The following is a 22,694-nucleotide window of genomic DNA, read 5'->3' as shown; positions in this document are numbered from 1 at the left end:
TTTTAACGTTTATGAACATTTCTTTGAGATTTTTTCCAAAAAAATTCCGAGGTAGCGCATGCTTCCCCGGAATTCTATGAAAAACTAATTGTTAACGGACCTCTTTGAATTCAGAACCACCCTTGCTATTTCCGCCTGAAACCTTGATAGTACCGATCTTATTGGCACGGATACCGTCATTGAAGCAGTCAGGGTTAGCAAAGCGAATACCTGTCTTTGCGGAAGCCTCTTGTGTATTTCTGTTATTTCTGATCCTAATGTAAACATCCCAATTTCCGGAAGCGATGTCTGAAGGAACAGAGAAAGTCCACTTATAGTTCTTGGTAGCAAGAGATGTAAGGTCGTTTGCGTTAAATGAATCAACGCTTGCCACATATGTCTTGTCACCGTTCTTAATGATTACTTCCGTATACTTCTTTGTAAGGAAGTTACCAAAGCCAAGGTTCTTCATTGAACCGCTCATTGTAAATGTGCCGTCCTTGCTTACCTCAGAAGAAAGCTTTGACTCTTTTACAAGAATTCTGTATCCCATGTGATCACGCATGAATTTTCTGTATGAGTGGTCAATGTATGGTGCAACATCTGATGCATCAAGTCCCTTAACAAGATCTGACTTGGATACATCAACATGGTTAAGTTCACTTATAAGTACCTCATCCTCACTGTTGATATTGTGGAGGTATGAAAGGTGTGTTCTGTAAAGCTCTGACATAAACTTGGAACCGTCATAGATAGGTGAGCCATGTGACTTTAATGTATCGCGGTCAACATATGCGCACTCACCGCCGTAAGGAACCTCTGTGAGCTTTTCAAGCATATCTATGCCCTTATCACGAGTGATATAAGGCCATTCGTTTTCTTCACCGAATGTTCCGTAATCGGTAGATGTTCCGAGATATCCGTCGTTATACATTCCAAGCCTTTGATTGAGCTTAAGGCTTCCGTTTGCAACCGCTGCATTAAATCCTGCTGCGTCATTTGCATATCCGTAATATCCCATAAGATGCTTGGGTGCTCTTACAAGTACCTTGATACTGGGATCGAGCTTATTAAGCCATCTGTCTATGATCGCATTTGAGAACTGAGGATCATAGTTGTTACATTTATCAATATCATACATTGATGAATGCATCTCACCCCAAGGTCCGAACATTCCGCACTCAACAGCAAGAACTACATCTTTGTTTCTGTTGATGACTTCGCTGAGCTGCTTAATGTGCTGACGGATAAGCTCTGTGTTGTGATACACCGTTGAGTCACCGTCTTTTGTCAAACCGGGCTCATTTCCTACCGTCTTGTCACTTGCATAAGAGAATCTAAGTACAAGTGATGTTCCGTTCTTTCTTGCATTTGAAAGTGTGCTCTCAAATGCTTTAAGGAAATTCGGATGTTCAGTCAGATTCTTATTTCCGCCACATCCGTTTGAACTGTTATATCCATCCTTTGAGAAACTGTTTCCACTTGAGAAGTATCTGAGATCATACATGATACTGTACATTCCACCCTTGGGATTAAGTACAGGACATGAAGAACTGTCAACCTTAACCCATGTATAAGGGCATCTGCCTCTTTCGATGTTATCGGCAAGTTCTGCCCCTGTATCCTCGAGGCGGATTGTTGATCCAAGTGATTCAGCTTTAACGTCTAACGATCCTGCACCGATAGTACCGATTACCATACCGAATGTCAGAATCAAACTCATTAGTCTAGTCTTACTCTTAATCATAATCATCCCCTTTTTTGTTCTTTCCGCACAGTCATTCATCTAAAGAACCACAATTAATGTCTGTGTAACTTTCTTAATAAACCATGTTTATCTAAACAACTATGTGTGATTTCCCAACATAACATATGTTTTAATGCTTCATACCAATGAATTATATAAGACTACGCTCCTAAATGCAACAATCACTTTAACAAATATTTTCATATTTTTTTGTGTATTATTAATGTTTGCTTTCCGCACAGTTATCGCGTTTTATTCACACCTATATCGTTTAAGGAAAAAAAATTTATATTGTTTTTACTCAAATATGGTGCAATTTTTTGTCGTATCTGTTATGATGTATATATAATGTTACATGTTTGTTACGTTTATACTTCGATATAATTAAGAGAAAACGCCATAAAAGGAGGGGTTGCAATGAAATCAGTATGTGAAGTATATAATAATAATTTTGGAATCCGTCTTTCAAAATTAAGAATGCAAAAGGGAGTTTCGGCTCGAGACATGAGCCTTTCTATAGGACAGAACGCCGGTTACATCAATTGTATAGAAAATGGCAGATCGCTTCCTTCAATGAAAAATTTCTTCTTGATCTGCGATTATCTTGGTATCACACCAAATGATTATTTTAATTACCAAACTTCTTTTCCCAAAAAGTTAAGCAGTGCGGTAGATAACCTGTGTCATCTGGATGACGACAAACTATCTCACATCTCGTCAGTCATTGAATATATGGTAGCTAATTAAGTCACTCCAAAAGTAGCGCTTTTTGGAGGATTATGGGGATTAAAAAGGTCTGCGTTTCAATACGCAGACCTTTTTGAATGTAATCACTTGTTAAACCGACATTTCCAGATGTCTCTGTTATACTCTTCTATTGTTCTGTCAGATGAGAAGAATCCCGCTTTTGCAATATTTACAAGCATCATCTGTCTCCATCTGTCTCTGTCTTCATATGCCTCAAATATCTCGTCCTTCTTCTTGATATAGCTTTCAAGGTCGAGAAGAGTCATGAACCAGTCTTTATTTAAGAGCTCATTATAGAGCCTCTCAAGATTCTCTTTATGTCCCACTTTCAAACATTTCCTGCTGACAATAAAATCAACCGCCTCTTTTATCACGGGACTCTTCTTGTAATAATCCTTTGATACATAATCGGCTTTCTTGTAATGTTTGATGACTTCGTCAGCGCTCGCGCCAAATATAAATATGTTATCATCTCCGACAAGCTCGTGAATCTCGACATTTGCTCCGTCATCCGTTCCAAGTGTCACGGCTCCGTTTAGCATAAATTTCATATTGCCGGTTCCCGAAGCTTCTTTTGAAGCAAGCGATATCTGCTCAGAAACGTCACAGGCGGGAATAAGCTTCTCGGCATATGACACATTGTAGTTCTGAGCCATAACGACTTTCATGTATTTATTTACATCTTTGTCGTTATTTATTATTTCCTGAAGCACAAGAATGAGATGAATAATATCTTTTGCAATAACATAAGCAGGAGCTGCCTTTGCACCGAATATAAATGTGATTGGTCTCTTAGGCTTTTTTCCGCCCTTTATCTCAAGATACTTGTGAATTATATAAAGAGCATTCATCTGCTGCCTCTTGTACTCATGCAGCCTCTTTACCTGAATGTCAAAAATCGATTCCGGATCGATCTCGATGTTTTCGTGCTCTTTGATATATGCAACAAGTTCTTTTTTCTTGAGCATCTTTATCTCATCAAGCTTTTCGAGAGTCGTCTGGTCATCCTTATATTCAAGGAGCTTCTCAAGTTTTGTCGCATCCTTTTTAAAGCCGTCTCCCACAACATCCGAAATAAGATCGGTCAGCCGGCTGTTACATGAAAATAGCCATCTTCTGAAAGTTATTCCGTTTGTCTTGTTATTAAATTTATCGGGATAAATCTTATAGAAATCTTTAAGTTCGCTGTTTTTAAGTATCTCTGTATGTATAGCCGCAACACCGTTCACCGAGAATCCGTAATGGATGTCGATAAACGCCATGTGAACTTTCTTTTCTTTATCAATGATCTGAACCTTAGAGCTCTTATACTTAGCTCTGATTCTCTTATCGAGTTCCTTGATATACGGAACAAGCTGTGGAACTACTTTTTCAAGATACTCAAGAGGCCATGTTTCAAGCGCCTCTGCAAGAATAGTGTGATTTGTATAAGCACATGTCTTGCTCACAACACTTATCGCCTCATCGATATTAAACGCCTTCTCCTCAACAAGTATCCTGACAAGCTCAGGAATTATCATTGTGGGATGCGTATCATTGATCTGAATTACAGCATGATTGTGAAGCTCGTGCAGATCGTACTGACGCTCCTTCTGCTCTCTAAGAATCAGATGCGCAGCGTTAGATACGAGGAAGTACTCCTGATATATCCTAAGGAGGTTTCCGGCCTCATCCGAATCATCCGGATATAAGAAAAGAGTAAGATTATTCTTGGTCTTTGTTTTATCGAAAGTAATGCCTTCTTTTACAAGACCTTCATCAACAGACTCGATGTCAAACAGACGAAGCTTGTTGACACCGGATCTGTATCCGACAATATTCATGTTATAAAGGCGTGATACAACTTTCTTTTTTCCAAAAAATATATCAAAAGTCGTATCAGTCTTCTCAAGCCAGCTGTTCTTCTCTATCCAGTCGTTCTTCTCTTCAACCTGGAGATTATCCTTGAACACCTGCTTAAAAAGGCCAAAATGATAGTTGAGTCCGATTCCCTCACCTGCAAGTCCGAGAGTTGCTATAGAATCAAGGAAACAAGCGGCAAGTCTACCAAGACCGCCGTTTCCAAGAGACGGCTCAGGTTCGTACTCTTCTATTTTGGCAAGATCTTTGCCGTTTTTGACCATTATGTCTTTTATCCTGTCATAAACGCGCAAATTGATCATATTATTGGAAAGAAGCTTTCCAATAAGAAATTCCATTGAAATATAATATATTTTTTTCTCGCCGTTACAAAGTTCCGTTACGTCCATCAGGCGACTTGTCATCTCTAAAAGCACATAATAAGCTTCACGATCTGTGCACTCTTTCAACGTCTTGCCGAACTGATCTTTTGCAATCCCTTCAAGCTGTTCCTCAAGATTAAGAATCAGTACATCTCGTTGCATATTGGTATGCTTGGACATATTGTTTTTCTCCTTATCAGCGGTCGATAGCCTTTGTACCCTTGTGTCTCTTAATTCTGATACCGCTTCCGCCCTTGATTGTCTCTTTTACAAAAGAGTTTACGATGGCAATATAACCGGATCTGTTATCTCTTGTATAATCATCTTCGAATGACGCAAACTCCTCGTCTTCGTAAACAAGAGCAACCGCTTTGCCCTGGACAGTCTTCATGATGATTGTTTCTGTTGTTCCTGCCCATACATATGTATAATCATAATCTTCACTGTCAAGGAAGTTCTGCATATCCTTTGTGATTCCGTCAATGGCATCGTCAAAGCTCATGATTGCAGGTGAAACCTCTTCCTCCTCAGAAGATGCTGTAAGAGCATCAACCTCTTTATCAAGAATAGAATCAAGCTTATCTTCAGAAGCCTTAGCTACAGGAGTAATTACGGGCTTAGCCACGGGAGCAATTACAGGCTCGGCTACGGGCTCGCTCTTTATGCTCTTCTCCTCTTTAAATACAGGAACATCGTCAAATGCAAGTCTGTCTTCTTCAGCAGCTGCCGAGATCATTGCATCCATATCCAATGTATCTGTCTTCTCAGGTGAAGCCTTATATGTATCACTAAACTTTCTAACTTTATCAGCATCTCTGTCTACAGGCTCGCTGCTTACAGAAAGAGACTCAAACGCATCTCTGCGATTCTCAGACTTAAATACATCATCACGCATCTCAGAACTAAACTTATCTTCACGTCTGTCTGCACCGAATCTGTCTGAGCTGAACTTATCTTCATATCTGTCAGAGCCAAACTTATCTTCGCGTCTGTCTGATCCAAACTTGTCCGAACCAAACTTGTCGTCGCGTCTGTCTGAACTAAATCTATCCTCACGTCTGTCTGATCCAAATCCGTCCGATCCAAACTTGTTATCGCGTCTGTCTGAACCAAATCTATCTGATTCAAACTTATCATCGCGTCTGTCCGATCTGAATGCATCTCTTCCGTCTGCGTCGCTACTTACAGAAAGAGGCTCAAATGAATCGCTACGCATCTCTGAGCCCAATGTATCCATGCCAAGTGAATCTGTATGAGCAGCAGAAACCTTGATCGGATAATCGGAATCAAATCCAAGGTCTTCTCCCTCAGCTCTCATTGCATCCATATTTGCTCTTGCACGTGTTGTGTAAGCTCTGGGCTCACGATTTGAATCATCTACCTTTATCTCATCACTGAATCTTCTGCCGGCACCTGAATCGGCAGGCTTAACATCAAATCCAAAATCATCGTTCTTGAGAGAATCGCTGAATTTCTCAGTCTTCTTCTCAGCAAAAGGCTTAACGGTATAATCAGACTCTTCAGCTTTTATAGCGTCCTCATATACTCTGTCAGGCCTTGCCGGTGAAGGCTTAACCGTATAATCAAATTCTTCAACCTGTATCTGGTCGTCAAATCTTCTGTCAATTCTTGTAGCGGAAGGATCTGTTGTCTTTCCAAACTCTTCCATCTTAATCTGATCGTCGAATCTTCTGTCGATTCTTACTCCGGAAGACTTCTCGGAAGATGTTCTGTCGAACTCTTCGACTCTTATCTCATCATCAAATCTTCTTCCTACTCTGGGCTCTGAAGGCTTTGCTGCCGATCTGTCGAACTCTTCGATCTTAATCTCATCATCATAGCTTGGATTCTCATCAAAATCGAAATCATCCTCATCTATTATATCTTCATCAAGCGCAGGCTCTTCCATACGCTGAACCGAAGGCTTAACAGGAATGTCAGCCCTCTCGCTCTTAACATTATTCCTTGCGGAATTATTTATTTCATCAGAGAACTTAACCGTATCCTTGGGCTTTTCTTCCTTAGCTGCATTCTGAGTGGCCATTTCTTTTTCCTTTGCAAGAAACTCACCTATATAATCAGGAATTTCTTCAGTTTTATTCTCTTCCTCTACTTCTACATCTTTGCTATCGATAGGAATATCAAATACATTTTCAGGCATCTCTGCTTTTATTGCTGCCATCATGGCATCAATATCGGATAAGTTGACATCCTCTACGGGTGTATCAAATGTTGTGTTCGATTTTTTCAAAGACGAATCTCTCATATAATCACCACCTGACATATTTGGCATTGCTTTACTTATATTTACAATTTCTGCCCCCTCCGAGCGGTTCTCTGCTCTGTCTGATTTCATTTGAGTCCCTCCTTTGGAAGCTTCTTTATTATTCTTTATTTCTGAATCCCTCTGTGATGATGAGAACGTCTCCGGTTCAAAATCATCTTCATCCTCCATGTTGTTTGCAAGAAGGCCGTCAACAAAAACAGTTGACATATCCTGTTCATTCAAATAGTCCTTATTTCTCATGCCGTCCATGTCTCGTCTCCTTTCGAGCGTCATATATCAAACGATATTTTACCCCGTTTAAATATATTATCATTTATTTCTGTTAGATTTTACAGTAAATTTTCTATAAATTCTTGCTTATCGCGTATTCATTATTAGAAACATTTTGTGTAAAATCTTCCCCATACCAGCATATTACACGGATATTAATAGTACAACAACAAAACATTAACATTCTAACATGAACCGCCATAGAAATCAATGTTAAAACGTTAATGTCTTGTTTTATGGGCTTTTTCGGCCCTCGGTATTCAATTATTCATGTTTATAAAGCTTCTTTTATAACAAGATGTCTCGGAAGTCCTCCTGCCATAATAGGAGTTACTTCGCCAAAGATAAGCGGACGGGCATATTTCTCAAACTGCTCTGTAAGGCCGCATCCGTCGGGAGTGATCCACTCATCGGGAACCATCTTCTCGTAATTTGCTATAGAATGAATGTCGTATGTTCCGTAAGAGCACATGTAAGGACATTCACTGCTCCAGTTGTTATCGGTTCCGCCTGTCTGATACACCATTCTCTTCATGATGATCATCTTACCGGTCTCGCCCGCATTTGCCGCGTTAACAGCTTCAAAACCGCACTGATAAGCTTCTCTTACATCGGTAAGTGATGCCATATGTGAAGCCGCTCTCTGAAGTGTGCTAAGCTCAACGGTTCTCGTTCTGAGTCCCAGTTCTGAAGAAAGTTTATCAGAAAGAACTTTGCACGCAGCACTCATCTGCTTATGTCCGAAAGCATCAGTTGCTACATCTCCGCCAAGCTCACATACATAGGTTCCGTCAGCGAGCTTGATTCCTTCTGAAATCGCGATAAGAATGGGTTTCTTCTTATCAGAAAGTTCTTTCATATGCTTCATGAAAGCATCCATATCAAAAGGCTTTTCGGGAAGATATATCGCATCCGGTCCCGTACAGTCATCTGCTTTTGAAAGAGCTGCCGATGCAGCAAGCCATCCGGCATTTCTTCCCATTATCTCAACGATCACGGTAGCAGGATTTCTTGTATCTGCTGCCTGGTTATCGCGAATAAGCTCTTTTACACTTGTTGCGATATACTTAGCTGCCGATCCGAATCCCGGACAATGGTCGGTAACGGGAAGATCGTTGTCTATTGTCTTTGGAATACCTATAAAGCGCTGGGTTTTGCCGTGATCTTTGGCATAATCAGACAGCTGCATTATAGTATCCATTGAATCATTTCCACCAACATAGAACAATTTATCAATATTGTTCTTTTCAAGAACATCAAAGATCTTCTTGTAATCCGTATCGTCTTTTGAAGCATCTGATAACTTGTATCTGCATGTGCCAAGTACAGAAGCAGGTGTTCTCTTAAGAAGTTCAACATTGGTCGGATCCGACAGATACTTGTCTAGATCGATAATGTTGCCATTTACGAGTCCCTCGATACCGTGTAACATTCCAAAAACTTTTTGTGCTCCAAGTTCTTTTGCCCTGACGTAAGCCCCTGCAACAGAAGCGTTGATCGCTGCCGTAGGCCCGCCGGATTGTCCGATTATGACGTTATTCATGGTTCCCTCCCAACATTAATATAGTTATCATTAATGATAGCCTCAGAACCGTAAAAAGAACAAGTCTTGACTTTTTATCGTCTTTCTTTAGCTACCATTGCAAGCAATATAAAGAACATAGGTGTTGCACACACCATTGAAAAATTCGCAAAAGAATATGCCATGTATGAAACAGCAGCTATGAAAGCTATTTCTCTATCTTTTTTACCAAGTCCGGTCTCTAAAAAGCGCTCTACTACGCGGAAAATCAGATATAAGTATGCCAAAAGCCCATGGAATCCCGTACAAACAAGATAGTCGAGATACTCACTGTGCGCGGAAGTAAGTGCAAGGCCGTTAAAGCGCGAAGTAAACTCAGCTGCGGCTTCAGGCTTGGCAGCAAGATAATCATTAAGCGCATACATATATCTGTTGGGACCGACACCTATAATCTTCTTATCAAAAGGAAGACTTCCGTACAGGTCAAAAGAAAGCTTCCATATATATCCTCTTCCGTTTGCAAGATCTCCGTTTCTGCTGATAAATAGAACGCACACCAAATAAACCAGCATTACACCTGCCACAATCCAAGGTGCGAGCTTTGCATCAATTATCTTGCGATCCGGTAAAAATTTTCTTTTAAATGCAAACAAAACGGCAATAAGAGCTGATACCAGCATCATAGTGGTTCCGCAAGAAATAATCGCAAAAACAACAAGTGCAACATATGCTCCGTAAAGAATTCTTTCAATCTTATCTTTTGTCGTAAAGAGCATGTATACAGCTATCGGAACGATAATCGCCATATACTCGCTGTACCAGCCGTAGTTTCCAAATGTCGAAACATACAGGCTGTTCTGCGCATCTTCACTGCTTGAAAACATAGAAAGCGGATCGAAACCCGTTTTGTTCAAAATTGCCAGAATTGTCGGAAGCACAGATGAAGCAACGATAACATGCACCACCCATGTGTTATAAAAATAGTATCTGGAAATAAAGAAAAACGACAAGATCATAAGGATTATGGTAAGTGCACCCATGCCAAATCCGGGCACACCGTAGACAGATTCTTTTATAGAATCCGACAACAATGTTGATATCAGGACCACTCCTCCAAAGATAGCCATTGCAACATCAACCTTCGAAAATGTCCTTTTTCGTAAACTTTCGTCATTTATCTTTTGCAAGTCATCTATTACAGATGTAATGACATAAAGAATAAGAGTAATCCCGCACAAAAATAAATAAGCATCTGTCTTGTGTACACTTATATTTTCGTAGGTACCCTTGTTGTAGATCGGTATTACAAAAAACACCGAGAGCACGTAAAAAAGTGCGACGTAGTTCTTATATTTTTTCATAATCAACCCCAATTACTCATATTTTTCCCCATCATAAAAAACGGAATATGCCGCTTCCCGTTTGCTATATATTCAACGACCCCTTCTGTTGAACGTAAATAGGTCCCGCTTCATGTTATGAGGCGAGACCTAACATTTTAGCTAGTATATAATATTACACAACTATCCGTGGTTTACAACCATTTATTAACGTTCAACAGTATATAAACTACGAAAAATAAAAATTTGCGCATCTGTTGCTATCCACATATCGCAAAATCTTTTCCCATGTGATATTCGGGAAAAAGACATACTGCAAAGTCCCAATTTATCTTGAAGACTCTGTTGATGCACTGTCAGAAGCCTTCTCTGATGTCTTGGAAGTCTTATCAGATGCTCCTGTTGATGCGCTGTCTGATGCTGTATCAGAAGTCTTGTTTGATGTCTTATCTGATGCACCTGTTGATGCACTCTCAGATGCCTTCTCAGTTGTCTTATCTGAAGCACCTGTTGATGAACCTGCAGAAGCGCTCTCAGATTTCTTCTTATCCTTATCTGCGCTGTTATTTGCAGTTCTGTCTGTCTTATTGTTTGTTGCATTTTCAGCAGCGTTGTTAGCAGTCTGTACAGGAGCAGTTCCTGCAGGGCTCTTTACAACCGCGTACATTACGTTTGAAGATGCAGCCTGCTCAACATTGGCAGTAACCACACTTGCAGTAGTGCTGGTATTATTAAATACCTTGTATGCTCCGCCTGCATAAACGGCAACTATAGAATAATCCATGCCTGCTGTCTGGAATTCTGCAGGAATTCCGATACTGATCGTACCTGCCGTTCCCTCTGTACTGCTTGTAAACTTGCCACCGGCCATCTTTCCGTAATAAACATTTATACAAGGACCAACAGTTCCGCTAAATGAAGCTGCAACATTGTTTGCAACCGCAACTGCTGCTGAACTCTTTGTTGCATCAGTATCTGCAACCTTTACAAAAGATCCTGTTCCGGGAGTAGAAGGTGTAAGTGCCACACCCTGAACTTTCTTTGCAAAATAGTAACCGTCAACTGCTGACTTAACGCCTGCAACAGTTTTATTTGCGGGAGCCGTTGCCTCCTTAATCATATTCTCAACTTCTTCCTGAACTTTCTTCTGTCTTGCCTCCTCAGCACGTTCTTCTTCAGTCGGTCCATCATCTTTTTTCTCTTCGCCAGAAACTGCAGCTATCGCCTCAGTAACCGGTGTCATAAAGATAGTACCCATCAAACCTGCAACTACAACGTACTTCATAAGCTTTCTAAATTCCATTTTATATTCCTCCTTAATTTACGAAAATCAAAATAGAAATGCTTGTATTTTAGATGCTACTCTCATTAAAACTTTTTTCAATTCTTTGGATAGATTCTTTAGAATGATTTAAGATGGATGATTGAAAGTTTATGATTTGTTCAGAGAATGTTTATGATTTTTGAAGGTTTTATCTTGCTTGTTCTGCTTATATTGGAATTTGTTCAATAATAGCCAGTGCGTTTTTCATGTCATCGTATCACTATCTCCGCCGTCATCTGCTCACATATAGTATATTTTTATTATAGGCAGTGCGTTTTTCCTAAAATCCGCTCTATTCCGAAATACGTAAAGTGAAATTTTAAATCCGCTCTATTCCGAAATCTCCCCCTTATAGTAACCATCTACATAAAAGTTGATGAACATATGCATGTCTCAAAAAAAGCATCTGATCTTATTCATATGAAACACCGTCTTAGCAAATTGCAAGTTTCCTTAGTGAATGGCATAGAAATGCACGACATAGATGTGCTAATCTTATACTTGAATAAAAACAACATATTTCTAAGTTTAGTTAGCATTCAATCTTTTATTCACTTATTCGTAAATAAATCAAAAGACAGCTGCCCCCTCTGCCTGTCAAATGCATTACCACTACAACTTATACATCATAAGGAGAGCACATTTTGGAACAGATTCTGATAGTCGAAGACGATTCTACGCTTAACAATGGCCTTTGCCAGGCATTGAAGGATGCAGGCAGGCAGCTTGTTTCATGTGAATGCATCAGCGAAGCAAAAGAGCAACTGGCACTTGGCATGGTTACTCTTGCAATTCTTGATATAAATCTTCCGGACGGGAACGGACTTGATCTGTTAAAAGAGATCAAGGACAGCACTACGAACATTCCCGTAATCATGCTTACCGCAAATGACACGGACAAAGACATTGTGTCAGGCCTCGAACAGGGTGCGGACGATTACATAACAAAGCCATTCTCCCTTGCCGTACTCCGCGCGAGAGTAAATACGCAGCTTCGAAAGGCTAATACAGGAAAAGACACCGAAAAATATGCAGAAACACCTTATGTTTTTGATTATAAAAACATGATTTTTTCAAATAACGGACAAACCGTGGAGCTTTCCAAAACAGAGCAGCGACTCCTGCGAATCCTCACCGACAACGCAGGCATGACCGTTAAAAGAGATACTCTGATAGACAGACTCTGGACAGGCGATGCGGAATACGTCGATGAAAACGCACTCTCCGTCACGGTAAAAAGGCTCAGAGACAAGCTCTCTGCACAGGATAAGATCAAAACAATATACGGAATCGGCTACAGTTGGGTGAAACAGAATGGATAATATAATTCTTACGATCGGCATCTTTTTGATTCTCGCAGCCTGCATTATCGCAGTCACCGAAAGACTTCGCTCCAAGAGAATACTTGATTCTATAGAAAAAATGCTTCATATGGCAATGAACGGAGAATTCTCTACAGAAACTTTCGATGAAGGAAGGCTCTCCAAGCTTGAATCGGAGCTTGCAGCTTTTTTAAGTTCCTCTTCTATCTCCGCAAAAAACATAAAAAATGAGCGTGACAAGATAAAGTCACTGATCTCAGATATCTCTCACCAGACCAAGACTCCTATCTCAAATCTCATATTATACAGTGAGCTCTTGGAAAACAGCGAGCTTTCCGGCGTTGACCGGGCAAATGCCGAAGCAATCCATGCTCAGGCTGAGAAACTAAGATTCCTCATAGACAGTCTCGTCAAGCTTTCAAGACTCGAAAACAGAATACTTGCACTGGAGCCACAAGAGACGCCTCTGGCACCTATGCTTAACGAAATTCTTCATCAGTTTAAAGAAAAAGCCGCAGCCAAGAATCTAAAACTGGAACTTTCAGAAACTTCCGCAAGCGCAGCCCTCGATGAAAAATGGACACACGAAGCCCTCGCCAATATCGTTGACAACGCCATAAAATACACAGAAAAAGGCGGCATCAAAATAAATGTCATCCCCTACGAAATGTTCGTGCGCGTAGATATCTCAGACACCGGCATCGGCATTTCCGAAGAAGAACACGCCAAGATATTCAAGCGTTTCTATCGCGGAAGCGACGTAAAGCAAAAAGAAGGCGTAGGAATCGGACTTCACCTCGCCCGCGAGATAATTTCCGGCGAAGGCGGCTACATCAAGCTATCCTCCACTCCAGGCGAAGGATCGACATTCTCAGTATTCCTGCCACGGTAATAATCTAAATAAACAATCATCCGCTGCCCTGTGTCGCCGAAATACCGTCTGTTACTTCATCTGAAAACAGACAGGGATAAAACCGCTATTTTCCCTGTCTAAAAATCTCATCTGCTGAAAACAGACAGGAAAGTCTTTGATTATGTCAAAACTGTAAGAATCTCCCCTCCATCAGAAAGATTCCGGAAAGATTTTTATGTAATAATCATTCATTATAAGTTACTGCTGTCACCGGTTTATTACTTGATAACAGCAGCACTACATTATGAGGGAGGCCACATACAATGGGGAGAAACAGGCAGTTTGGCACACTTCTTTTTTTCGAACTAAAAAAAATTCTGACCGCTCGCGTCACACTTATCTTATTAATTTTCATTGCAGCATATTCGGTCATACAAGGGATATCACAGATAAATCAACTTGATGATTTTGAAATACGAACAAGCAATCTGCAACGTTCAATCGACGAAAGGCCCATCGACGATGCACTGATCGCAGAGACGGCAGAAGCCGCATATAAACTTGGCATGCCGTATGAATGTTGGAACGAGTTAAATTGTACTTACATGAAGCCATCATCCTGGCTAAAGCAAATCATTGATGACAATTCCAAACTCACCGACTACAATGTCGAATCCGTTTATCAAAAAAGAGACAGTTCCATCAGCGAATCAATGAACTCAATGAAACTGACAGAAAGCGAAAAAGAATACTGGCAGGTACAGGAAAAAAAATTAAGTACGCCGATCATCTGGCATTACACCGAAGAAATAAACGGTCTCATTTCCACTTTAATCTCTCTCCCGCTTATAATGCTCTTTGCGACTACTTTGCTACTTAGTCAGATTTTTTCAGGAGAGATAAAAGACAAAACAGATTCGCTCATCAAATGTACTGTCGGAGGCTGGAGCGCCACCTACCTGGCTAAGGTCACAGCCGCCTTTATCTGCACTCTTTTCCTAAATATTGTTATAGAGGCTATTTCGGTACTAACAAGCATTTTTCTATGGGGAAAAGACACATGGAGCATCCCTATACAGCTCTTTATGCCACTTACCTCGTACTCTATGACAATAGGACAATTTATCCGTGCGCAGCTTATTATGATCACAGCAACCTGTCTGCTCATGACCGCAGTCACATGTTTTTTATCGGAAATCCTAAAAAGCCCCGTAGCAGTAATGAGCGGCGTATTCGGAAGTTTTCTTATAGTTTACATAAGCTCGAATCGCATCCCTTACAGCAGTCGAATGCTCTCACAGCTTTTTTGCCTGCTATCGCCCATGTACATGACCTCAGGATCGGCGCTGTGCGAATATAGGCTGATCGGAGTAAGCGGTCATTACCTTACGGCGCTGCAATTTGCTCCAATCCTGTACATAGTGCTATCAATCGCCCTGATTGCAAGCGGTTATTTTATCTACACAAACAGAAAATAACTCACAATTAGCATTAACATGTTTTTGTTTCCAAATCACATATAAGGAGAAAAAAATGGAAATCCTACGCGTTACAGATTTAAAGAAAACCTACGGAACCGGCGATACGGCGGTTGAAGCCTTAAAGGGTGTAAACCTCTCCGTCGAGAAAGGAGAATTTATCGCAATCGTCGGAACATCCGGAAGTGGCAAATCTACTCTTTTGCATATGCTCGGAGGTCTGGACCGCCCTACTTCGGGAACGGTCTCGATTGACGGAAAAGATATTTTTACATTAAAAGACGAAGAACTCACAATTTTCAGAAGAAGAAAGATCGGCTTTGTATTTCAGTCTTTTAACCTCGTCCCTGTTCTCTCAGTCTACGAGAACATCGTGCTTCCCATAGAACTCGACGGAAACACGCCCGATAAAGAGTTTGTGGACACCATCATCGACACTCTCGGACTTTCGGACAAAAGAGATTCCTATCCAAATCAGCTTTCCGGCGGCCAGCAGCAACGTGTTGCAATCGCAAGAGCGCTCTCATCCGCGCCACAAGTCATCTTGGCAGATGAGCCCACAGGCAATCTCGACTCCAAGACAAGTCAGGACGTTATGGGGCTTCTAAAGGTTATGGGTGAGCGCTTTGCACAGACTATCATTGTTATCACCCACAACGAAGAAATTGCACAGACAGCGGACAGGATTATCAGGATTGAAGACGGACTTATCGCAAACAAAGAGGTGCTGACATGGCAAAAGAAAAACGCATAAACGGACCTATGGTCAATAACAAAAAAGTAATCCGCAGTATCGCCGCCAAAACCGTAATGGCAAATCCCGGAAAGAGCCTTGTGGTAGTTCTTTCCATTGCGCTGTGTACATTTATGTTTTCAGCTCTTTTCACCATAAGCGGAAGCCTTATCGCCAAATTCCAAGATGATACCAACAGACGGATTGGCACGTCATGTAACGCAGGCGTAAAGTATCTCAACGAAGAAGAATACAACCGTCTTGCTTCCGACAAAAGACTCAAAAACGTAACCGGATCAATACATGTGGGAACCGCAGTAAATGACGAGCTAAATAAAATATTTGCGCAAGCGGATTACCACGACGAGGCAAGTGCCAAAAAAAGCTTCTGCTATCCCGAAGTAGGAAGACTTCCCGAAAAGGAAAACGAAATATCCGTAAGCAGTCTGATCTTACAGGCTTTTGGCATGAAAGCCGATTCCAAGGAAGACTATGAGAGCCTCTTGGGAAAAAAGCTTTCTCTCAAGCTCTCAGGAAAAGACAAAGAACAGACCAAAGATTTCGTCATAGTCGGAATACACACGGGAGATCCGGTCGCAATGGCACAGATAATCGTGGTATCAAAAGAGTTTCAGGAGAAGTTTTCTCCGACTCCCACATCATCCTACTATGATAACGCCGCATCCATGAGCTTTAATGATTGCTTCGGAAGAATCGATGCAGAAGTGGATTTCTTCTTCCCTCTCTTTTTCAAATACCAGATTGAAAAAGCAATCGAAAGAAACGGGCTACCCGAAGATACTCAATACGGTATTAACTGGGGAAGTGTCGGTTCATCCGCAGATTTCGGCACTATCGCATTCGTAGTACTGATGCTGTTTACCATATTCCTGTCCGGATACCTTATCATAAACAACATCTACCGCATCAATGTTTACACGGATATCCGCTCCTACGGACTGCTAAAAACAGTCGGGACAAGCAGTAAGCAGCTTAAAAGAATCGTAAACCGGCAGGCATTATATCATTCAGTTCCCGGAATCATCATAGGAATCACAGGCGGAATAATAGCCGGAAGCCTCCTGCTTCCGATGTTTATGGATGAGATGGCCATTTCCGAATCCATAGATTCCAAAGCCGTTATAAATATATGGATTCTTTTATTCTCTGCGCTCTTTTCCTATGTCACCGTTCGCATCTCGGTCAGAAAAGCAACAAAGCTGGCTTCGGGAGTATCTCCCATAGAAGCGCTTCACTACACGGAAAATAACAGTTTCCGCGGGAAGCGTCGCAAGCAATCGGCTGCTTTCACTGCTACACGCTTTGCTTTCAGAAATGTATTTAAGGAAAAGAAAAAGTGCTTTTTCGTGGTGCTCTCTCTGGCTCTTTCAATGACTGTGCTCAGCACCGTGTACACCCTGCTGATTGGATTTGATGAGAATAAATATATAGCCAATTTTTTAATGACCGACTTTTCTGTTGCCGATGCAACTACCGATAACCTTGCTGTTTCAAATCACGTCTATGACGGAATTACACCATCTTTCCTTGATGAGGCAAAAAAACTTGCAGGCATTTCGGAGCTTGGAAACGTTTATGCAGAACCTTCCATCCAGGACTTAAATGACCGTGATTATGCACGTTTCAAAGAAAGACTGCTTGATAATGAAAAAGCATATGAAAATTCTGCACGGCATCTTTCCGCTATATATTATGATGAATCCGGAGAGCAAACAAACGATGATACTTATACTATAGCCAACATATATGGAATGGATGATTATGCATTAAGCACTCTTAAGATTCTTCACGGAAATTTTGATGCTGAGAAATTTAAGACAGGAAAATATATTTTGGTAAACGAATATGATTACGATGGTAATGAGAGTAATTTCGTAAGCTATTTTCTCCCGGGTGAAACAATTGCCGTAAACAATGCAAACGGAGACATCAGAGAATATGAAGTAATGGCAACAATAAACATTCCTTTTGCCGTAAGAATTCAGGCTTATACCGACATGGACGTAAATTATGTTCTCCCTACGGATGAATTCCATGATTTCCTTGGAGAAAGAGCTCCCATGAGAACTCTGATAGATACAACAGACGATGCCGAACCCGCAATAGAGAGTTGGTTTGCAGATTATACAAGGAACATTGAGCCATCGCTCACCTATACCTCAAGATCTGTATTTAGAAAAGAGTTTTCATCCATGACAGAAATGTTCAAGATGGTCGGCGGACTTCTTACAACAATCCTTGCTCTAATAGGAATACTTAACTTCATCAATACCATCGTCACTTCCGTAATCTCCAGAAGACTCGAACTTGCCATGCTCGAAGCAGTCGGAATGACCAAGAACATTCAGAAAAAGAGCTTATGTATCGAAGGAGTAATCTACGGTGCTTTATCACTACTCTTTGGCGCGATACTAAGCAGCATCATCTCTATACTAATGATAAAGCCCCTGGAGAATGGCCTGTTTTTCTTTACCTATAAGTTCACGCTCCTTCCGATTGTTGTTGTCCTTCCGTTCCTGATACTTGTTATGATCCTCATTCCTTATATCGTGTACAAGCGTGCAATGAAAGAAACGGTAATTGAAAGACTGCGACTTGCAAATGCGTAAAGTGATTGAGAACTAAAACAATACCCGCAATAAGATTCGATTGTGAATCCCATTGCGGGTTTATCATGCTTACACATCTTTTACCCTCATTTTTCAGTTTATATGAGCTTTACGATACTCATTATTTTCAGACACATCCAAACCTTCTAAAAGGTACTTCTTCGGAATATAATCTTCCACATTCAGATCAAGAAAGTACGGAGCAAATATTATCTCAACATATGTAACCGTATTATCCTGTGCTTCCGGAGTCAAAGCATAAACAAATCCGCCATTAGAATCCGCCTCCAAGGCAAGAAGATCATAATTATCCGGCTCATTCTCCGCACAATAAAATCCTTTATATTCATCAATTCCCTGTTCCTGAAGCCGCTCTTTTTCCAATTTGTACTCATCTTCAGAATATCGAACCGTCAGATATGACAAAAACTGTTCTTCCCATGGATTGTAATACGTCATCTGGTATTCGAGGGTATTCATATCCGAGGTTATATTTTTGGGAAAAATCGCCTCATCCACGCTATACTTGCTAATAAATCTTTCCTTTGCATTTTGCCCGATGTATTCCTCATATTTCGTAATATCAGTATTAACTTCAGGCTTGGCAAATTTAAACTGTACCCAAAAGATAAAAATAGGGATCATAGGAAGAACAACAAAATATATTATCACTCCAACAAATAAAGCAACTAAAGTACTTTTTAGTATTCTTTTCCTTGAAAGGTTTATTTTTCCACTTTGTACATCTTTTTTTACTTTATTCTCGGACATATACACCTATCCTCCCCATCACTATTGCAATCATAATTTGGTCGCAATTGCCAATGCTGTCTATGTGTCAATCTCCCAAAGCAGAAGCCTTTTGGTTATCTCAAAGCTGATAGTTACATTCTGTGGTAGAACCTTCATGAAATTTATATGAGTAAACGTAGGATATCTTGTGTGAAGAATAAAAAACCGCAATTGGATACAATTGTGAATCCCTTGCGGTTTTTATTTTCATTTATAGTTCCTCAGCATTACTCGTATTCTGCAAATTAAAAATTCCACCTTATGTTCAACACGTTATCATCACTTCTCATAACTATCCATATACTTCTTTTGTGTGGGATTTCCTTTTTTAATCTGAATATTATTTGGCAAATATTCAAGAGGAATATATTTTTCATAATTAATATCCATAGCATATCCTGGGAATTTTATTTCTACATATACAATATTGTTAGCCTCTTTTGAAATCGCATACACAAAACCATTATTATCAGCTTTTATCGCAAGGACATCGTAATCGTTAAAACCTTCCGCATTATATACACCTATATAATCATCTGAAGAAATTAACGATAATCTCTCAACTTCTTTTTTGAAATCCTCATCAGTAAATTCTATATTCATATACCCCAGATAATTGGGATCAAACGGACAGTAATACATCATAAAAAAGTCTTTGACATTATATGAGCTGTTGATTCTATCAGGCCAGATTCCTTCATTAAGATTGTCATTAAAGTGATCAACCGCACTCGGACCACTCTTATATAATTCATACTCAGAAACGTCTTTAGAAATCATAACAGTACTTTCCTGTTTATAGGAAATAAACGCAACAATACCAGCATAACCACAACCAGCCAATACAAGAACTGCAATTATACAAATAATAACAATTCTTATCTTTTTATTTCCTTTAGTAGTATTCTTATTTGTCATCAGCAATTCTCCAATCTCATTATTAAAAATAATTCATATAATATGCAGGTAAGCTGAATTGACATTGTCAATTCAACTTACCAAATATTCTACTAACTACAATTTACAATCAGAAAAAATCATTCCACATAATCGCAGAAATCAACAATTATTTTCAAAAGTTCCAAAGGAACTCCCAAACAGCCTGATGATCATCAACTCCATTTACCAAGTCAACACCATCAGCTGCATGATCATATACTTTTTTGTTCAATCCTGGAACGTTTGACAACCATGAAAAATTATAATACACATATGCATGTCCATAAATTTCTTTTGCAAGTTGCTGAGCAGTTACATTTGTCCATCCATAAGTTCTAATGATGCCCTTAGCCTGCTCATTGCAGATATTCTTGTCAAGATATCCCCTTGACATACCAATGTTTATTCCTCCATTAGTAAATGTCATTTCATCTTCGGACATTGACGCACAACTAATAGGTAATTCAAGTATTCCATTGTAATTCATTTACAACTCCTCCTTAAATTAATTTTTAGAGTACATGTTTGCAACCATATACCTTCTATGTGAATAGATCTATTATCACCGTAATAATATACATATCAGTTCAGAAAAATACATGTTTTTAAAACATCTACCAAAACCAATATTGCTTCTTCACACCAACATAAATTCCCAACAAGACAAAAATGAAGCTTGTTCCGCCAAATCCCATGGCTAAATAATTATTCTTTGTTCGTTTCTTTCCATCCGAAAACATGTATTTACCGGCTTTTGTAATAGAAATACTATCTAAACTGTCAAAATAGATTTTCTCATATTTATTCTTTGCTTCATTATAAAGAAAAAGTTTCTTTTCATTTAAGCTATACTTATCAACCATTTCAGAATCAAATGAGATAACTATTTCTCCGCAAAGATTATTTCCATCGTTTACCAAAAACTCACAGTCACCGTATTTATTGGAATTCATTACAATGCTTGTAGACAGCTCATTTTCATAATTAAGAATCTTATCTCCATCGATTCTGATAGTATATCCGTTTCCCAATACACATATGCTTTTTTCATTTTCATATATATATCTGAGAAGTTCACCGGTAATTTTAGAACACTCAGACTGTTTTATAATTTTACTGTATCTTATATCCGCAAACGCATTGCTCTCTGCACAATCGGAATCAATTATGTTTTCCTCCGAAGCTTGTTTCCCTGATGTGTTGACAATTATAGTTGCAGAAATAGAGACATCTCCATTAGATACTATCACAGATGTATTTCCTATCTTTTTTGCCTTAATAGTTCCATCATCAGAGACACTTACAATTGATGAATCCGAGGCCTTAAAAGTTAGTTCTTGCGCTGCATCAGCCGGAAAAACTGTAGCTTTTATTTTTCCGCTCTGTCCCGGTTTTAATATATAATAATCGTTTTCCAGCTCAATCTTTTTTGTTGCAACAACAACGTCCAGCTTTACATTTTCAGTAACTCCGCATGCAGACACCTTTATAGTTACTTGTCCTTTAGAAATTCCTTTCACTTCTCCGGATGAATTAACAGTCGCAATCGCCTCATCAGAAGATTCATATTCAATCTCCGCTCCAACGGTATCAATCGGATAGACTTTTGCAGATATCCTCATCACATCGCCAACCTTTAGCTTTTCTTCATAATCCGAAATTTCAATGGTGACAGATTTTTTCTTCTTTACTGTCAATTGAAAAGAATTCTCTTTTTCTCCGCATTTTACTGTAATAGTTGTAACACCTTCCGATAAAGCATGAATCCTACCAAATCCGTTTACTGAAGCAACCGCCTGGTCACTTGAACTGTAAGAAATTTTTCTTCCCATTGCACCTGCAGGCAAAATGCTAACCGATAATAATTGCTTTTCGCCTTCAGTCATTTCTGTTTTATATTCACCAAGATCAATTTCCCTTACCTCAGCTTCAGCAACTTCTTCTTTTTCAACATTCTTTACCGTCAACCGGAATGAACTACTTATATCTCCACAAGTCGCAGTAATTGTTGCTGTTCCCTCTGAAATAGCAATTATCCTACCGAATCCATTTACTGAAGCTACCGACTGATTATCAGAGCTATACTCAACCGGTTGATCCGATGCATTTAAGGGTAATATCCCAACCATCAGAAGTTGTTTCTCGCCAACGAACATCTGGGTATTATAATTTCCCAAATCAATCTCTGTTACTTTTACCTGAGTTTGGGGCTCATCTTTCTTAACTACTTTTTCCGGTCGCTCTTGCGCTTTCTTTTCCTCGTTCTGATTTTCTTTCACCGGTTCTATTGCTGTTTCTTGCTTCTTTTTCTCTGTAAGGACATCTTTTTGCTCAGGATATTGATTCGCTGGCTCTGTCACTTTTTCAACATTATCTGTTGATTCTTCTATTTCATCCTCCACTCTATTTTCTTGTGAATTATTCTCATCCTCTTTTATCAACTCCGTCTCTTCTACTGCATATACTAACGGTGTACAAACATTAAACATAATACTAAGAAAAATACCTG

General features: G+C 39.7%; 16 protein-coding genes. 6 read left to right on the top strand and 10 right to left on the bottom strand.

The window, feature by feature from the left end; all coding sequences use genetic code 11:
• Window positions 1-91 precede the first annotated feature (91 nt).
• The gene (locus BM398_RS08980; protein WP_175531894.1) at window positions 92-1,726 is read right to left on the bottom strand and encodes a DUF4832 domain-containing protein; all 1,635 of its coding nucleotides are present in this window, start codon (window positions 1,724-1,726) and stop codon (window positions 92-94) included.
• Window positions 1,727-2,143: 417 nt separating this feature from the next.
• On the opposite strand from BM398_RS08980, the gene BM398_RS08975 reads away from it, so the two are divergent.
• On the top strand, window positions 2,144-2,473 hold the full coding sequence (locus BM398_RS08975; protein ID WP_034462185.1) for a helix-turn-helix domain-containing protein: 330 nt from the start codon (window positions 2,144-2,146) through the stop codon (window positions 2,471-2,473).
• An 83-nt stretch (window positions 2,474-2,556) separates the two neighbouring features.
• On the opposite strand, the gene BM398_RS08970 is transcribed toward BM398_RS08975, so the two are convergent.
• From BM398_RS08970 to BM398_RS08950, 5 genes are all read right to left on the bottom strand, one after another.
• Window positions 2,557-4,875: a glycogen/starch/alpha-glucan phosphorylase gene (locus tag BM398_RS08970; RefSeq protein ID WP_092337381.1), complete on the bottom strand. Its 2,319-nt coding sequence runs from the start codon at window positions 4,873-4,875 to the stop codon at window positions 2,557-2,559.
• Window positions 4,876-4,891: 16 nt separating this feature from the next.
• Entirely contained in the window at window positions 4,892-7,231 is a 2,340-nt protein-coding gene (locus tag BM398_RS08965) for a hypothetical protein (protein WP_092337380.1), read from the bottom strand.
• A 295-nt stretch (window positions 7,232-7,526) separates the two neighbouring features.
• Entirely contained in the window at window positions 7,527-8,795 is a 1,269-nt protein-coding gene (locus tag BM398_RS08960) for a 6-phosphofructokinase (RefSeq protein ID WP_092337379.1), read from the bottom strand.
• Window positions 8,796-8,869: 74 nt separating this feature from the next.
• The gene (locus BM398_RS08955; protein WP_092337378.1) at window positions 8,870-10,135 is read right to left on the bottom strand and encodes an O-antigen ligase family protein; all 1,266 of its coding nucleotides are present in this window, start codon (window positions 10,133-10,135) and stop codon (window positions 8,870-8,872) included.
• A gap of 307 nt (window positions 10,136-10,442) precedes the next feature.
• Window positions 10,443-11,417 (bottom strand): hypothetical protein, encoded by a 975-nt coding sequence (locus BM398_RS08950; protein WP_092337377.1) that lies wholly within the window; start codon window positions 11,415-11,417, stop codon window positions 10,443-10,445.
• 665 nt (window positions 11,418-12,082) lie between these two features.
• Here BM398_RS08950 and BM398_RS08945 point away from each other — a divergent pair.
• From BM398_RS08945 to BM398_RS08925, 5 genes are all read left to right on the top strand, one after another.
• Window positions 12,083-12,760 carry a response regulator transcription factor gene (locus BM398_RS08945; protein ID WP_092337376.1) on the top strand — a complete coding sequence of 226 codons (678 nt, stop codon included), beginning with the start codon at window positions 12,083-12,085 and terminating at the stop codon, window positions 12,758-12,760.
• Window positions 12,753-13,652, top strand: a complete 900-nt coding sequence (locus BM398_RS08940; protein WP_092337375.1) for a sensor histidine kinase — start codon at window positions 12,753-12,755, stop codon at window positions 13,650-13,652. Before BM398_RS08945 ends, BM398_RS08940 begins: the two co-directional genes overlap by 8 nt.
• Window positions 13,653-13,936: 284 nt before the next feature.
• Entirely contained in the window at window positions 13,937-15,091 is a 1,155-nt protein-coding gene (locus tag BM398_RS08935) for a hypothetical protein (RefSeq protein ID WP_092337374.1), read from the top strand.
• A gap of 55 nt (window positions 15,092-15,146) precedes the next feature.
• Window positions 15,147-15,845: an ABC transporter ATP-binding protein gene (locus tag BM398_RS08930; RefSeq protein WP_026656964.1), complete on the top strand. Its 699-nt coding sequence runs from the start codon at window positions 15,147-15,149 to the stop codon at window positions 15,843-15,845.
• Window positions 15,824-18,454 (top strand): ABC transporter permease, encoded by a 2,631-nt coding sequence (locus tag BM398_RS08925; protein ID WP_092337373.1) that lies wholly within the window; start codon window positions 15,824-15,826, stop codon window positions 18,452-18,454. Before BM398_RS08930 ends, BM398_RS08925 begins: the two co-directional genes overlap by 22 nt.
• A 93-nt stretch (window positions 18,455-18,547) precedes the next feature.
• Here BM398_RS08925 and BM398_RS08920 read toward each other — a convergent pair whose 3' ends face one another.
• The 4 genes from BM398_RS08920 to BM398_RS08905 form a co-directional block, all read right to left on the bottom strand.
• On the bottom strand, window positions 18,548-19,225 hold the full coding sequence (locus BM398_RS08920) for a hypothetical protein (RefSeq protein WP_092337372.1): 678 nt from the start codon (window positions 19,223-19,225) through the stop codon (window positions 18,548-18,550).
• 300 nt (window positions 19,226-19,525) lie between these two features.
• Window positions 19,526-20,164: a hypothetical protein gene (locus BM398_RS08915; protein ID WP_092337371.1), complete on the bottom strand. Its 639-nt coding sequence runs from the start codon at window positions 20,162-20,164 to the stop codon at window positions 19,526-19,528.
• Between the two features lie 154 nt (window positions 20,165-20,318).
• Window positions 20,319-20,672: a hypothetical protein gene (locus tag BM398_RS08910; RefSeq protein ID WP_092337370.1), complete on the bottom strand. Its 354-nt coding sequence runs from the start codon at window positions 20,670-20,672 to the stop codon at window positions 20,319-20,321.
• Between the two features lie 127 nt (window positions 20,673-20,799).
• Window positions 20,800-22,626, bottom strand: a complete 1,827-nt coding sequence (locus BM398_RS08905; RefSeq protein ID WP_175531893.1) for an Ig-like domain-containing protein — start codon at window positions 22,624-22,626, stop codon at window positions 20,800-20,802.
• Window positions 22,627-22,694 lie beyond the last annotated feature (68 nt).

It is taken from the genome of Butyrivibrio sp. M55 (assembly GCF_900116865.1).
Taxonomy (GTDB): domain Bacteria; phylum Bacillota; class Clostridia; order Lachnospirales; family Lachnospiraceae; genus Butyrivibrio.
This window is presented reverse-complemented; position numbering and strand designations above follow the sequence as displayed.

Bases quoted from the DNA above. Each gene is read 5' to 3' on its own strand.
- BM398_RS08980 (WP_175531894.1), bottom strand. From the start codon at position 1,726: ATGATTAAGAGTAAGACTAGACTAATGAGTTTGATTCTGACATTCGGT.
- BM398_RS08975 (WP_034462185.1), top strand. From the start codon at position 2,144: ATGAAATCAGTATGTGAAGTATATAATAATAATTTTGGAATCCGTCTT.
- BM398_RS08970 (WP_092337381.1), bottom strand. From the start codon at position 4,875: ATGTCCAAGCATACCAATATGCAACGAGATGTACTGATTCTTAATCTT.
- BM398_RS08965 (WP_092337380.1), bottom strand. From the start codon at position 7,231: ATGGACGGCATGAGAAATAAGGACTATTTGAATGAACAGGATATGTCA.
- BM398_RS08960 (WP_092337379.1), bottom strand. From the start codon at position 8,795: ATGAATAACGTCATAATCGGACAATCCGGCGGGCCTACGGCAGCGATC.
- BM398_RS08955 (WP_092337378.1), bottom strand. From the start codon at position 10,135: ATGAAAAAATATAAGAACTACGTCGCACTTTTTTACGTGCTCTCGGTG.
- BM398_RS08950 (WP_092337377.1), bottom strand. From the start codon at position 11,417: ATGGAATTTAGAAAGCTTATGAAGTACGTTGTAGTTGCAGGTTTGATG.
- BM398_RS08940 (WP_092337375.1), top strand. From the start codon at position 12,753: ATGGATAATATAATTCTTACGATCGGCATCTTTTTGATTCTCGCAGCC.
- BM398_RS08935 (WP_092337374.1), top strand. From the start codon at position 13,937: ATGGGGAGAAACAGGCAGTTTGGCACACTTCTTTTTTTCGAACTAAAA.
- BM398_RS08930 (WP_026656964.1), top strand. From the start codon at position 15,147: ATGGAAATCCTACGCGTTACAGATTTAAAGAAAACCTACGGAACCGGC.
- BM398_RS08925 (WP_092337373.1), top strand. From the start codon at position 15,824: ATGGCAAAAGAAAAACGCATAAACGGACCTATGGTCAATAACAAAAAA.
- BM398_RS08920 (WP_092337372.1), bottom strand. From the start codon at position 19,225: ATGTCCGAGAATAAAGTAAAAAAAGATGTACAAAGTGGAAAAATAAAC.
- BM398_RS08915 (WP_092337371.1), bottom strand. From the start codon at position 20,164: ATGACAAATAAGAATACTACTAAAGGAAATAAAAAGATAAGAATTGTT.
- BM398_RS08910 (WP_092337370.1), bottom strand. From the start codon at position 20,672: ATGAATTACAATGGAATACTTGAATTACCTATTAGTTGTGCGTCAATG.